This is a genomic window from Halopiger goleimassiliensis (genome assembly GCF_000455345.1).
GTDB classification, from domain to species: Archaea; Halobacteriota; Halobacteria; order Halobacteriales; family Natrialbaceae; genus Halopiger_A; species Halopiger_A goleimassiliensis.
This window is the reverse complement of the sequence record NZ_HG315690.1, coordinates 2,892,578-2,905,647: the sequence shown is the minus strand read 5'-3', so window position 1 is coordinate 2,905,647 and position 13,070 is coordinate 2,892,578. Positions and strand designations below refer to the sequence as shown.

15 protein-coding genes are annotated in these 13,070 nt (G+C 67.1%); 8 read left to right on the top strand and 7 right to left on the bottom strand.

Features of this window, described 5'->3' with window-relative positions:
* Positions 1 to 77 precede the first annotated feature (77 nt).
* Positions 78 to 806 carry a 1-(5-phosphoribosyl)-5-[(5-phosphoribosylamino)methylideneamino]imidazole-4-carboxamide isomerase gene (gene hisA, locus TX79_RS14255; RefSeq protein ID WP_049928104.1) on the top strand — a complete coding sequence of 243 codons (729 nt, stop codon included), beginning with the start codon at positions 78 to 80 and terminating at the stop codon, positions 804 to 806.
* Positions 807 to 1,474: 668 nt separating this feature from the next.
* On the opposite strand, the gene TX79_RS14250 is transcribed toward hisA, so the two are convergent.
* Both TX79_RS14250 and TX79_RS14245 read right to left on the bottom strand, forming a co-directional pair.
* Positions 1,475 to 3,004, bottom strand: coding sequence for a TrkH family potassium uptake protein (locus tag TX79_RS14250; RefSeq protein WP_049928103.1), 1,530 nt, complete (start codon positions 3,002 to 3,004; stop codon positions 1,475 to 1,477).
* Positions 3,005 to 3,146: 142 nt separating this feature from the next.
* The gene (locus tag TX79_RS14245; RefSeq protein ID WP_049928101.1) at positions 3,147 to 3,413 is read right to left on the bottom strand and encodes a hypothetical protein; all 267 of its coding nucleotides are present in this window, start codon (positions 3,411 to 3,413) and stop codon (positions 3,147 to 3,149) included.
* Positions 3,414 to 3,690: 277 nt separating this feature from the next.
* Here TX79_RS14245 and hisB point away from each other — a divergent pair, with 277 nt between their 5' ends.
* Positions 3,691 to 4,284, top strand: coding sequence for an imidazoleglycerol-phosphate dehydratase HisB (hisB, locus tag TX79_RS14240; protein ID WP_049928100.1), 594 nt, complete (start codon positions 3,691 to 3,693; stop codon positions 4,282 to 4,284).
* A 3-nt stretch (positions 4,285 to 4,287) separates the two neighbouring features.
* On the opposite strand, the gene TX79_RS14235 is transcribed toward hisB, so the two are convergent.
* On the bottom strand, positions 4,288 to 5,052 hold the full coding sequence (locus tag TX79_RS14235) for a hypothetical protein (RefSeq protein WP_049928098.1): 765 nt from the start codon (positions 5,050 to 5,052) through the stop codon (positions 4,288 to 4,290).
* Positions 5,053 to 5,194: 142 nt separating this feature from the next.
* Here TX79_RS14235 and TX79_RS14230 point away from each other — a divergent pair, with 142 nt between their 5' ends.
* Positions 5,195 to 5,698, top strand: a complete 504-nt coding sequence (locus TX79_RS14230) for an amino acid-binding protein (protein ID WP_049928097.1) — start codon at positions 5,195 to 5,197, stop codon at positions 5,696 to 5,698.
* Positions 5,699 to 5,764: 66 nt separating this feature from the next.
* On the opposite strand, the gene TX79_RS14225 is transcribed toward TX79_RS14230, so the two are convergent.
* The gene (locus TX79_RS14225) at positions 5,765 to 6,166 is read right to left on the bottom strand and encodes a DUF7522 family protein (RefSeq protein WP_049928096.1); all 402 of its coding nucleotides are present in this window, start codon (positions 6,164 to 6,166) and stop codon (positions 5,765 to 5,767) included.
* A 149-nt stretch (positions 6,167 to 6,315) separates the two neighbouring features.
* Here TX79_RS14225 and TX79_RS14220 point away from each other — a divergent pair, with 149 nt between their 5' ends.
* On the top strand, positions 6,316 to 6,924 hold the full coding sequence (locus TX79_RS14220) for an IMPACT family protein (protein WP_049928095.1): 609 nt from the start codon (positions 6,316 to 6,318) through the stop codon (positions 6,922 to 6,924).
* Between the two features lie 60 nt (positions 6,925 to 6,984).
* Here the strand turns inward: TX79_RS14220 and TX79_RS14215 are convergent, their stop codons facing one another.
* Positions 6,985 to 7,569 carry a GNAT family N-acetyltransferase gene (locus tag TX79_RS14215; RefSeq protein ID WP_049928094.1) on the bottom strand — a complete coding sequence of 195 codons (585 nt, stop codon included), beginning with the start codon at positions 7,567 to 7,569 and terminating at the stop codon, positions 6,985 to 6,987.
* A gap of 83 nt (positions 7,570 to 7,652) precedes the next feature.
* Here TX79_RS14215 and TX79_RS14210 point away from each other — a divergent pair, with 83 nt between their 5' ends.
* Positions 7,653 to 8,654, top strand: coding sequence for an ABC transporter substrate-binding protein (locus TX79_RS14210; RefSeq protein WP_049928093.1), 1,002 nt, complete (start codon positions 7,653 to 7,655; stop codon positions 8,652 to 8,654).
* A 4-nt stretch (positions 8,655 to 8,658) separates the two neighbouring features.
* Complete coding sequence (locus TX79_RS14205) at positions 8,659 to 9,165, top strand: desampylase (RefSeq protein ID WP_049928092.1); 507 nt, start codon at positions 8,659 to 8,661, stop codon at positions 9,163 to 9,165.
* Between the two features lie 474 nt (positions 9,166 to 9,639).
* Here TX79_RS14205 and TX79_RS14200 read toward each other — a convergent pair whose 3' ends face one another.
* Entirely contained in the window at positions 9,640 to 10,077 is a 438-nt protein-coding gene (locus TX79_RS14200; protein WP_049928091.1) for a hypothetical protein, read from the bottom strand.
* 129 nt (positions 10,078 to 10,206) lie between these two features.
* Here TX79_RS14200 and TX79_RS14195 point away from each other — a divergent pair, with 129 nt between their 5' ends.
* Positions 10,207 to 10,434 carry a hypothetical protein gene (locus tag TX79_RS14195; protein WP_049928090.1) on the top strand — a complete coding sequence of 76 codons (228 nt, stop codon included), beginning with the start codon at positions 10,207 to 10,209 and terminating at the stop codon, positions 10,432 to 10,434.
* 33 nt (positions 10,435 to 10,467) lie between these two features.
* On the opposite strand, the gene TX79_RS14190 is transcribed toward TX79_RS14195, so the two are convergent.
* Entirely contained in the window at positions 10,468 to 11,949 is a 1,482-nt protein-coding gene (locus TX79_RS14190; protein ID WP_049928089.1) for a sulfatase-like hydrolase/transferase, read from the bottom strand.
* 109 nt (positions 11,950 to 12,058) lie between these two features.
* Between TX79_RS14190 and TX79_RS14185 the strand changes: the two genes are divergently transcribed.
* On the top strand, positions 12,059 to 12,943 hold the full coding sequence (locus TX79_RS14185) for a hypothetical protein (protein WP_154660527.1): 885 nt from the start codon (positions 12,059 to 12,061) through the stop codon (positions 12,941 to 12,943).
* Positions 12,944 to 13,070: the final 127 nt, after the last annotated feature.

The following is a 13,070-nucleotide window of genomic DNA, read 5'->3' as shown; positions in this document are numbered from 1 at the left end:
GTCCGCGCGCTCGAGCGAACGATCGGATCGCGAGCCGAAACGCTGGCTTTAGGCGTCCGTCACCCGTCCCCTCGGGTATGAGCCACTTTCCCACGTTCGAGGTGATCCCCGCCGTCGACCTACAGGACGGGGAGGTCGTCCAGCTGGTCCAGGGCGAACGGGGCACCGAGAAAACGTACGGCGACCCCGTCGAGGCCGCCGAGCGCTGGATCGACGCGGGCGCGGCGTCGCTGCACCTGGTCGACCTTGACGGCGCGTTCGAGGGCGAGCGCAAGAACGCCGCGGCCATCGACGCCGTCCTCGAGACCGTCGACGTTCCGGTCCAACTGGGCGGAGGCATCCGGACCGCCGCGGACGCCGAGACGCTCCTCGAGCGGGGCGTCGACCGCGTCATCCTCGGTACGGCCGCCGTGGAGAACCCCGAGATCGTCGCCGAGATCAGCGAGACCCACCCCGACAGCGTGGTCGTCAGCCTCGACGCGAAAGACGGCGAGGTCGTCGTCGAGGGCTGGACCGAAGGGGCCGGCATCTCCCCGGTCGAGGCCGCCGAACGCTACGAAAAACTGGGGGCCACCGCGATCCTCTTCACCAACGTCGACGTCGAGGGGAAACTCGAGGGCGTGGCGACGGAACCGGTTCGCGAACTGGTCGAGGCCACCGACGTCCCAGTGATCGCCAGCGGCGGTGTTGCTTCGCTCGAGGACGTGCGCGCCCTGAAAGCGGCCGGCGCGGCGGCCGTCGTCGTCGGCAGCGCGCTCTACGAGGGCGCGTTCACGCTCGCGGAGGCACAGGCCGCGGTCGAGTGACTCGGATCGGGTGCGCAGAATCGCTCGTGTACGATCCCGGGTGTGGATTGATCATCGATAAAAGCATGATGGCGGCGGAACGGTTGTCGACGACTGGATCGAGAACGCGCTGAAAGCCCCCGGCCCCTTTCAGTCCCGCCCAGAGCCTCGCCCTCCCCAGCCGGCTTCTGCTCACGGGTGCGCAGCACCCGTTCGCATGGTTCGCGGAACCTTCGGTTCCGCGCTAACGCTCACTCCGTTCGCTCGCCCCTCGCGTGTCGACGAACCGTCCTTCGCATCTGCTCACGGCTCACTCCGTTCGCCGTTCGCGTTCCGAGGTGCTCCCGTTGGTCGCACCTCGCTTTGCTCGGACGGTTCGCAAGCGCGCCACATGGCCGGGAGCGCGGCTCCGCGCGACAGGCGCGGAGCCGGGCGACCCGGGGAAGGGCAGGCTGTTTTCCTGGCGGACTGAAAGGGCGAGCCGCTGTCGCGTTTATGGAGTCGCCTCAGCGACCCCTATCCGCGCTTGCGCGGATATGTCGCTGAGCGACCGCGACAGCGGCGAGGGCTTTCGAGGTGTTTGCTGCGTAGAAACCGAGCGCGCTGAATTCGAAAAGTCGCATTCGTGTCTCGGTGGGAGTATGATAAATCCACACCCGAAATCGATCGCTGTCGGGGACGCCACTCCCTCACGACTTCCAGAACGCGGGCGTCAGCAGGACGAGAACGGGGATGATCTCGATGCGGCCGATCCACATCATGACGATCATGACGAGGCGGGAACTGGCGGGGAACCAGGCGTAGCTGTTCATCGGCCCGGCGCGTTCGAACGCGGGGCCGATGTTCAGGAAGATCGACGCGGCCGCGCTGAGCGCCTCGAACTCGGAGGCGAACGCGCCCGCTCGAGCGCTGTCGACGACGAGGACGACGGTCAGCAGGAAGAAGATGACGATGGCGAGCATGACGTACGAGAAGACGTCGTTGACGGTGTCCTCGTCGACGACGCCGTCGCCCAGGCGGATCGGGCGGACGGCCTGGGGGTGGACCGACCGGAAGAGGTTCCGTCGGAACGCCTTGAGGACGAGCAGCCAGCGCAGCGACTTGATCGAACAGGTCGTCGAACCGGCCATCCCGCCGAGGAACATACACAGGAACAGCGCGTGTTTCGCGCCGGCGGTCCAGAGGTCGAAGTCGATCGACGCGTACCCCGTCGTCGTGATGAGCGAGGTCACGTTGAACAGGCCGTGACGGACCGTCTCCTCGAGGCCGAGGTCGATGCCGGGATCGAACGTGAGGATGGCGACGACGACCGCGCCGAAGAAGGCCAGCGTGCCGATGTAAAACCGGAACTCCTCCGAGGCGAAGGGTCGTTCGAAGTCGCCCTGCGTGACGTAGTACAGGAGGACGAAGTTGGTCGACCCGACGATCATGAAGGGGATGATCGCCCACTGGACGATCGGTGCGAACGCGCCGACGCTGTCGGCTTCGGGCGAGAAGCCGGCGGTCGAGACCGTCGTCAGCGCGTGTGAGACGGCGTTGAACAGGTCCATCTCGGGTGCGAGTTGGGCCAGCCCCAGCCCGTAGAGGACGCCGACCGCGAGCAGCGTGAGGCCGACGTACAGCCCCCAGATCAGCCGCGCCGTCTCGGAGATGCGCGGGCGCAACTTCTGGACGTTCTGCGTCTGGGTCTCGGTTTCCATCAGCTGCGCGCCGCCGACCATCAGGTTCGAGAGGAGCCCGATCGCGACGATCAGGATCCCCAGCCCCCCGAGCCACTGGAGGAGCTGTCGCCAGAGCAGGATCGATCGAGGCTGGTTGGCGAAGTCCCAGCCGCTGAAGACCGTCGCGCCGGTCGTCGTCAGCCCGCTGGTGCTCTCGAACATGGCGTTGATCGGGCCGTCGATCCCGCCGGCGAAGGTCGACTCCCCGCCGTTCCCGAGGCCGACGACGAAAAACGGGATCGCGCCGATCGCCGCGACGCTGAACCAGGTCAACGCGACCATCAGGAACGACTCGCGCTGGCCGAGTTCCCGGTCGTCCGTGACGCGCTCGAGCGCGACGCCGAGAACGACCGTCACGACGATCGCGGCCACGAACGGGACCGGATCGTCGCCGTCGAGAATCGCGAGTCCCAGCGGAAGCGCCAGCGGGACGGCCAGCCACTTGAGGACCGTTCCGGTGAGGCTACAACTCGAGCGCCAGTCGACGCGGATCCCCATCGAGTGACAGAACGTGCGTCCGGGGAGCCTATAACCGATTCGGAGTCGGAACGATCACGCGTCCGATCGGGGCGTCGACGGCGCTCGAGTGGGAGGGCCGAACGCGAACCGACCCGTACGCCGCCGTCGGGCGCGGAGCGGGCTAGTCCTGGTTGTAGCCGTGGCCGAGATAGAGCGCGAGGACGTTCAGCGCCAGCAGCGCGAGGAACGTGAGAGTCACGCTCGGATCGCCCAGTCCCTGCACCAGGAGGGGGAAGTGCACGAACGGGAGAGCGATCGCGATCCAGAACGCGAGAAACTGGGCGGGGCCTTTCAGCGATCGGACGATCGATCGCCTGTCAGGTTGGTGATCCGTCTCAGGGCCGGACGGACCGAGCGATTCGTTCGGGAGCGGGGAGTGGTTCGACATCGGACTCGTGTCACCTCTTCGTACCAGAGACATTCACCCAGTGGATCATATAATGGACTGAATATTGGCGCTGTTTCGGGCCGTTTCACTCCGATAGGTCAGTACTACTGACTTTTCGAAACGTCCTTAGATCTCGTTAGATATTTTAAAACAGGAGCTAATTCACTATCCCGATCTTGTCGCCTCGTGTAGGTCGTGATCCATCTAGCGCTCGAGCGGTCCCACTGGATCCGCCGGGAGCGCAATCCCCTTGTACGCGTAGTGCGACCGGGGCGACATGAGCGAGCGAACGGCGACCATCACGCGCGAGACCGCCGAGACGGCCATCGAGTGTACGGTCGACGTCGACGGCAGCGGGACCGCCGACGTCGACACCGGGATCGGCTTCTTCGACCACATGCTGACGTCGTTCGCCAGCCACGGGCTGTTCGACCTCGAGCTGTCCTGTGAGGGGGATCTCGCGGTCGACGACCACCACACGGTCGAGGACGTCGCGATCGTTCTCGGGACGGCCATCGACGAGGCGCTCGGCGACCGCTCGGGGATCGTCCGGTACGCCGACCGACGGGTACCGCTCGACGAGGCCGTCGCGAGCGTCGTCGTCGACGTCAGCGGCCGGCCGCGCTTCTATTTCGACGGCGCGTTCTCGCAGGCCGCGGTCGGCGAGTTCACGAGCGACATGGCCAGACACTTCGCCGAGTCGCTCGCGATGAACGCCGGACTCACGCTGCACCTCGCGGTCGCGGGCGAGAACGCCCACCACGAGGTCGAGGCCGTCTTCAAGGCGCTCGCACGGTCGCTCGACGACGCGACGCGGATCGACGAGCGCCGCGAGGGCGCTCCCAGTACGAAGGGGACGCTCGACGGCTAATCCTTAGCTCCGGTAGAGTTTCCCGCGTCGCTCCTCGAACTCACCGGATTCGACCGCGTAGTCGACGATCGCTTCGGCCTCGTGGGCCTCGAGGTCGTACGCACCGGCGGCCAACTCCTCGACGTCGGCTCGCTTCATCGGCAACTCCCGGTTGCGCAGCAGTCTGACGACCTTGCCGTAGGCGCGCGGCGGACTGGACCGGTTCGCACTCGCCTCGGCGTCGGTTTCGGTCGTCTCGTCCCCGGACGCCTCGGAAGCGGAGTCGTCGGCCGCCGCCCGCTCGGTCTCGAGTCCGGCGTCGACCGCCCCGGTACTGTCGCTGGCAGGGCTCTCGGCGTCGCCGGTTTCGTCGCTCGAGCCACCGGCATCCGTTTCGAACGTGATTCCGGCCTCGTCGATAGCGTCGCCGTCGCTCGTCTCGGCGTCGGAGACGGCCGCGTTCGGACTGCGGGTGCGTGACTCCGTCGCGGTCGATCGATCGGCCGTCGCGACGACCGATCCGTCGCCGTCGTCTCCTCCGCCGTCGTCGCTCCGGGCGACTGATTCGGCCGATCCGGTCTGGAGTTCCCGATCGCCGCCCGTGTCGTCGGTACTCGCGCCGGCCCGCTCCAGCAGGGGCTCGAGCAGCGTCTCGAGTCTGTCTCGACAGTCGTCACAGAGGACGACCCGGCGCTGTTCGGCTTCGGTGGGTTCGAGTTCCGGCGGGACGACCGCGAACGTCCCGGCGGCCGTCTCGTCACAGAAGTCGCAGGTCCGGAGTGGACGCATACGTAGCCGTAACGCGCCCCGGCGTAAAAACGGTCCGTCAGACGGACGGTCGTCCGTCTCCGACGCTCTCGCCGCCGGTTTCGTCGAATCTGGACGGCAATCACCGGTTCTTATACGTTCGACCGCGTATATTCCGCATCGAATGTTCGACGAGATCATGGAGAAGTTCGAGGGATCGCCGAGTCAGCAGGCGGTGATCCGACTGCTGCTCGAGCGAGGCTTCTCGGTCAACGACGACGGCCGGGTAGTCTCGGGCGGGATCGAGATCCCGAACACGGGCATCGCCCGCGAGATCGACGTCGATCGCCGGGTCGTCGACTCGACGACCGACGTCATCCTCGAGGATCCCGAACTCCGGCGCATCTTCCAGAACATCTCGCAGGTGCCGAGCCTGATGGATCTGGCCCCCGTCCTCGATCTGACAGTGCTGACGATCTCCGTTCACAACGCCGAACAGAAGGGGATCGTCTCCCAGGTCACGGGGACGCTCGCCGACCACGACATCTCGATCCGCCAGACGATCAGCGAGGACCCCGAGTTCACCGACGAGCCGAAACTCTACCTGATCACCGATCACGACCTCCCGGGCGAGGTGATCACCGAACTGCGCGACCTCGAGTTCGTCCGGAAGATCGAACTGCAGTAGCGACTTCGACCGCAGGTTACCCGCCGCGACCCCGGCGAGCGTAGCCGCTAACCCGTGCCGCCGCGGTCACGCCTCGCTCATGTCCAGGGGCTCGTGATCCTCGAGGATCGACTCGAGCGTGCTCGTCAGTTCCTCGAACCGCTCCATCGACATGTCGTCGGTCGTCACCCAGACGCCGTGGTCCCCGCGGATCACCCGCGAGAGGTAGCCGTTCTCGAACATCCGGATCGTCGCTCCGTACTCGCCCAGTTGGGTGTTCCGGTAGGCCGACTGCGATCGAAAGCCCAGGCGTTCGTGCTCCGCGAACCCGACGAGGTCCGCGGTCCGATCCAGATCCGACCGCAAGTACAGCTGTTCGACGTCGTCCTCGGTGAAGTAGGTGATACTCCGGAGTTCGTCCCCGACGGTCGTTCGACAGGCCGACAGCAGTTCGTCCACGAGCTCCTGTTCGATTGCGTCGCCGTCCATGCGCGGCCATACCACACCGACCGGTATTAGCCTACGGGACGTGGCAACGGGCCGTCTCGACCAGCGCCGACCGATGGGCTCTTTTCGGGCGTCTGCGTAGGACTGCGTATGTTCGACGGGACGCGGCCGGGCGGCGTCGGTGGTCGACCGTGAGTCGAACGTATCGCACGCTCGCCGATCCCGCCACCGCGGAGTTCGTCGTCCAGGGGTCGGAGTTCGTCGGCCACGTCCGTCCCGTCGAGTCCGTCGCGGCTGCCGAATCCTTCGTCGACGCCGTTCGCGAGGAGTACGCCGACGCGACGCACAACGTCCCGGCCTACCGAGTCCGCGCCGACGCCGACGGCGACTTCCTCCGGGAGTACTCGAGCGACGACGGCGAACCCTCGGGGTCGGCGGGGAAACCGGCGCTGAACGTGCTCGCCCAGCAGGACCTCGAGAACTGCGCGACGGTCGTCACCCGCTACTACGGCGGGACGAACCTCGGCGTCGGCGGCCTCGTCCGGGCCTACTCCCGGGCCGTCAAGGAGGCCGTCGAGACGGCCGGGGTCGTCGAGGAGCGCCCACACGAACGGATCGCCGTCACCGTCGACTACGACGATTCCGGCACCGTCCGCTCGATCCTCGAGAGCGAGGGCTACGAGTTCGACGCCAGCTACGAGGCCGACGTCTCGTTCGACGTCCGCGTTCCCCTTGCCGAGGCCGAGGCACTCCGGGATCGGCTCCGTAGCGCGACCAGCGGCCGCGTCGACCTCGAGTGACCTGCCCTGCGGCCCGACGCCGAGCGGCGACGATTACGCTCCGTCCGTCGACGCCGACGGCTACGCCCCGTCTCTCGAACTGCGGTACTGCTCCTGCGTGACGGTGTAGCGGTGGTGGTCGGGCACTTCCTCGCCGACCGGGAGCCAGTTCCGCAAGACGCCGTCGTACTGGCCGCCGGCGGCGTCGACGATCCGCTCGAGCACGCGCTTCGAGCGCTCGTTCCCCTCCGCGTGGTCGAACGCGACGACCTCGAGATCGAGTCGTTCGAAGGCGACCTCGAGCAGCGCCCGGGCGCAGTCTTCGGCGTATCCGTTCCCCCAGTACGGCTTGCCGAGGATGAACCCGATCCGACCCATTCGGCGGTCCCACTCGGGAATCAGGCCGGTGTACCCCGCCAGAGCATCGTCGTGCGTGTACACGGCGTACTGTGCCTCCTCGCCGTCGTCCCACGCCGACGCCGCGGACTCGAGCCGATCGACGGCGTCTTTCACCGTCTCGTACGGCTCCTGGGGAACGTACGCGAACACCTCCGCGGCCTCCTCGCGGTTCGCAGCGAAGAGGGCGTAGAGTTCGAAGGGGTCGACCCGCTCGTCGTCGAACCGCCGGAGGGTGATCGCCTCCCGCTCGATCGTCTCCGGGAACATACTGCCGCCTACGTGACGGGAATCCAAGTAGTTTCGTTCCGCCCGGGATCGGCCTTTTGTCGGTCCGGTCCGTAGGACCGGCCATGCGAACCGTCACGACGCTCCCCGCCGCCACCGAGACCCTCGCCGCGCTGGGCCTGGAGCCGGTCGGCGTCTCCCACGAGTGTGACTTCCCGCCCGCGGTCGAGGAGGTGCCGTCGGTTACCCGCTCGCGGATCGAGACGGACGCCTCGAGCGGCGAGATCGACGAGCAGGTGCTCGCCGCCGAGGAGGAAGGGGGCGTCTACGACGTCGCGGTCGAAACGCTGGACGCGCTCGACCCCGAACTGATCGTCACCCAGGGGATGTGCGACGTCTGTGCGGTCGACGACGTCGTCGTCGAGCGGGCGATCGACGAGATCGACGCCGATCCCGACCTGTTGACGACCGATCCGCACAGCGTCGCCGACGTACTCGAGGACGTCGAGCGAATCGGCCGGGCCGTCGGCCGGGAGGCCCGAGCGAGCGAGGTCCGGGAGCGCCTCGAGGCACGGATCGACCGCGTCCGGGAGCGAACCGCCGCCCTCGCGTCGGGGGAGCGCCCGCGCGTGGCGATCTTCGACTGGACCGACCCCGTCATGACCGCCGGCCACTGGACGGCCGACCTCGTCTCGTGGGCCGGCGGCGACTACGGCCTGGCGGACGTCGGCGATCCCTCGCGGCCCCGCGAGTGGGACGAGATCCTGGCCTACGACCCCCAGGTCGTGATCGTCGCCCCCTGTGGCTTCGGACTCGAGCAGACCGCCGCCAACCGCAGCGATCTCACCGAGCGCGAGGGCTGGGACGACCTGACTGCCGTTCGCGAGGGCCGCGTCTGGGCGATGGACGGCCACCACTATCTCAACCGCCCGGGGCCGCGACTGGTCGAGTCCCTCGAGGCGCTGGCGCGCATCCTCCGGCCCGAACTCCGCGAGGAACCGCTTCCCGAGGACGACGTCTTCGACGGGTTCGAGACGCCGACGCCGTCGTTCGACGAGATCGCGGTCCCGTTCGACGAACTCGATCGGCTGCTCGAGACGCGAGCACGCTCCGACGCGACGCTCTGAGGCCGTGACGGGACCCGATGCCGACACCGACGATCGCCCGACGCTGCACGTGCCGTCCGAGATCCGCGACGCCGTCCTCGAGCGCGCTCGCGACGGTCGCCCGCGGGAGATCTGTGGCGTCTTCGGCGGCGCGTTCGGACCCGATCGGAGTCACGTTCGTTCGCAGTACCCCGCCGAAAACGTCGCCGAGAACCCCCACACGCGCTATCTGATCGATCCGGAGGAACAGCTCGCCGTCTTCGAGCGCTTCGAGGACCGCGGCGAGGAGGTCGTCGGCTTCTACCACTCCCATCCCCGGGGACCGCCACGACCGAGCGAGACCGACGTCGCGGCGGCGACGTGGCCGGATCGCTCGTACCTGATCGTTTCGCTCGAGCCCGAGACGATCGGCTCGTGGCGGTGGCGCTCGAGCGAACGTTCTACAGACGGATCGTGCGGATCGTCCGCCGTCGATTCCGAGGAGTCGGGGAAGAGCGGCGGCTTCGAGCGCGAACGACTCGTCGTCGAGTGATACGGAGCAGCGTGTCGTAGGATCGGTTTTGCCGATCGGTAGAGCGTGAATTGGTCGGTGAGTTCGATCGACGGCTGTTGAAATGAAGCGTCCTGCTATCGTGGACACGGGGAGTTGCCACGCCCTCCCCAGCCGATTCGTTCGGTCGCTACGCTCCCTCACTCATCCCTCGCACGATATCGTCGAGCGGCCTCGCAGGTGCTTACGGGTCACTTCGTTCCCCGTTCGCTTTTCGAGGGATTCGCTACGCTCATCCCTCGCTTCCCTCGGCCGCTCGACAGCGCGCGCCACCGCATGCCTGACGAACGCCTGCGGAGTGATACAACACAGCCTGAACTGATCGCTTTCGAACGTGTTCTATGGCACGCACACGGAGTGCTGTACCGGTTCAACCGCGACGTGACGCGGTCATGCCGGAACTGACGTACAGCAGTTCGTATACCGCGCGCTCGTTCCATCGAGCGCCGCGATCGATCACTCCTCGTCGGCTTCCAGTTCCGCGGCCCGCTGTCTGGCGCTCGCCGCCTCCTCGCGGAAGGCGTCGATCTCGTCCTCGAGTTCCCGGCTCACGAGGTATGTGAAGTCGTCGGGCATGAGCCCCCGCTGGATCTCGAGAGTGACCATCGCGTCGCAGTCCTCGACTATCTCCGGGGCCCACTTCCCCTGGGCCAGTTTCGAAACGTCCGAGACGGTCGCCTCGCCGTCTTCGACGTCGATGAACGCCGTCGCGATGTTCCAGAGGTTCGGGTTGGCCGTCGTCACCTGGTCGTACAGTTCCTCGAGTCGCGACCCCTTGACCGACTCCTCTCGGAGTTCCGCGACCAGGTCCTCGAGACCGGCGACGATCTCCTCGTACCGTTCGGCGTCTTCGCGAAGCGATTCGGGGTCCTCGCCGGCGTCGTCCCACGCCATCAGCGATCCCTCCGTTCGACGGTCGGCTGGCACATAGCCGGCCCTTACCGCTTGGTGGCCGTAAACGTACGCTTCTCTCGAGCCCCGGTAACCGAACCGCTTATCGTAGCTCGTTGATGCGTTCGCGACATGGAATACGCGCGGTCGGCGGCCCTCGTCGTCTTCGGAATCGTCCTCGCGTACGCCGGGTACGTTGTCGCAAAACTGTCGTGGAACGGGGAGGTCGTGCCGTTTCTTTTCTCCGCGTTCGCGCTCCTCCTGGGGCTGTTCGTTACCGCCCTCGGCGCGTTTCGCGGCCTCGAGCACGCGGTCGCTGCAGGCGTCGAACGCGCCGAGTCCGCTGGATCGAACGAGTGAAACCCGGATTCCCCACGGCTCGAGCGAGCGGGACTACGACGCCCGCTCGAGGACGGCCGGCACCCAGCCCCGGTTCGGATCGTCGGTTCGGTCCATCCACGCAATTAGCCGATCGCGCATCTCGCGTCGGGCGTCGCCGTAGCCGGGGTGGTCGATCAGGTTGTGCAGTTCCGCGGGGTCCGCCTCGAGGTCGTACAGTTCGTCGACGTCCGGCCCATTGTAGACGTACTTGTACCGCGCCGTCCGGACCATCCGCTGGCTGTAGAGACCGAACTCGTCGCCGTGGTACTGGGCGAAGACCGAGTCGGGCCACTCCCCTGCCGCGGCGTCCGGATCGCCGCCGGCCTCGAGTACCGGCAGGAGGCTGCGCGCGTCGAACGCGTCGGGGACCTCGAGGTCGGCGATCTCGAGGAAGGTCGCAGCCAGGTCGTGGAGGTGGACGGGGGCGTCGCAGGTCGATCCGGGGTCGACGACGCCGGGCCAGCGTACCTGCAACGGGATGCGGTAGGTGTCGTCGTACATCAGCGGTCCCTTGTTGAACTGGCGGTGGCCGCCGACGAAGTCGCCGTGATCCGAGGCGTGGACGACGACCGTCTCCTCGGCGAGGCCGTACTCCTCGAGGGCCGCGAGCACGCGCTCGAGTTGATCGTCGATCAGGGAGACGAACCCCCGGTACTTCGCGACGGCCTCGGTCCACAGGTCCCAGTCGAAGTCGGCGACGCCGCGGTAGTGCAGGTAGTTCTCGTGAACCCGCGGTTTGCCGTCGTAGGTCTCGGCGTAGCTGTCGGGCCGCTCGATCTCGTCGGGATCGTACATCGAGGCGTAGGGTTCCGGCACGACGTAGGGGTGGTGCGGACCGTAGAAGTCGGCCCGGTGGAAGAACGGTCCGTCGCCGGTATCGAACCCGTCGGCGTGGGCCTCGAGCGCGTCGATCGTCCGTTCGGCGAGGAAGTACGCCCGCGTGTCCTCGACGTCGACGGGCGTCGTCGCGGCGACGAACGTCCCTTCGCTCGGGTCTCGGGGGTCCTCGCCGGTGTAGAGTTCCGCCTCGAGGTCGACCTCGCCGAGGGGGGTGCCCCGCCGCTCGCGGTACTCGCGAAACGCCTCGTCGATGTCGTCGTGGTGTTTGTCGCTGCCGCCGAGGTAGGCGAAGCCGAAGTCCTCGGGCGTCTGGTCGCGACCGACGTGCCACTTGCCGGTGTAGGTGCAGTCGTAGCCCGCCGCGTCGAGGGCCTCCGAGAACGTCTCGATGTCCGGCGGGAGGTTCGGCTGGAGGGCGTCGTCCTCGTGGCAGTTGTTGAGCATGCCGTGGCCGTGCGGAAATCGTCCGGTCAGCAGCGACGCCCGCGCGCTCGAGCAGATGCTGATCGGCGTGAACGCCCGGGCGAAGCGCAGTCCCTCGCTCGAGAGCCGATCCATCGCCGGGGTCTCGACCGACGGGCCGTCAGGCGCGCTGTAGTCGTACCGCTCCTGGTCGGTGAGGACGAACAGGACGTTCGGGCGGGTCTCGGCCATCGGCCGTCGTACATCGACCGGATAGTTAATGCTGGCACCGGCACGGGAAGATCCGAACACTTCAGACGAATGAATAGTTTCATAGGGGCGGGTTCGAAAGGCACGGGTCGTGACAGAGATAGCAAGCGGGCGATTCGGGGGAGCACCGCTCACGATCGTCCTCCTGTCGATCGTGCTCACTGCCATGACGGCGTCCGTCGCGGCCGAGGACGAACAGGCGATGGAGATCGAGACGACGGTGACCGAAGACGGAGAGATCGTCTCCATCGACATCGCCTGGCAGCTGGACGAGGAGACGTACGATCAGTTGTACACGGAGCGGGAAGTCGGCGACGCTCCGCGTCCCACGCTCGGCGAGAACTTCGCGGGCGACATGGAACTGGCTGACAACGGCATCCAGTACGCCGCGGGCGAAGACCTCGAGACCGAGGACGGCTACCTCGTGTTCATCACGACCACCGCCGTCGACGGCATCGCGGACGAGGTCGACGACGTCAGCGTCGAGGTCGAAAACGGGATCGTCAGCTACGATGGTTCGGTCGTCGTGAACCCGGCCGACCCGGCGGACCTCGACGAGTTCGTCTACAACGTCGTCATGCCGGCGGAGGTCTCCGAGACCAACGCTGACGAGACCGGTCCGGAGGAGTGGCACCTCCACGAGGACGACCTCCCCCGCGAGGTCGTCGCCGCGACGGCCAGCGTGGACGGCGACAACGCGGCGACCTGGCTCCTCCACGAGGAGCGTCCGGACGAACTCTCCGTCGAAGCGGTCGTCGACGAAGCCGCCGCGGCCGAGGCGAACGCGGACGACGAATCCGCCGACGAAACGGCCGATGCCGACGAATCGTCGACCGATGCCGAAGACGAGTCGACCGCGACCGAACGCGACGCGGAATCCGACGACTCGGACGACGGCATCCCCGGGTTCGGCATTTCGGCCGCGCTCGGTTCCCTGCTCGCCGCGACGCTGGTCGCGCGTGAACGCCGGCGATAGCGGCACACGAGTCTGCGTTTCGACCTCACAGCACGAATCACTACTTCGAGACCGTCCAGCGTCCGATCGAACAGCGTCGAGATCGCGAAAACGAGTATTCGGGCGACAAAGGTATCGACGGAACCGC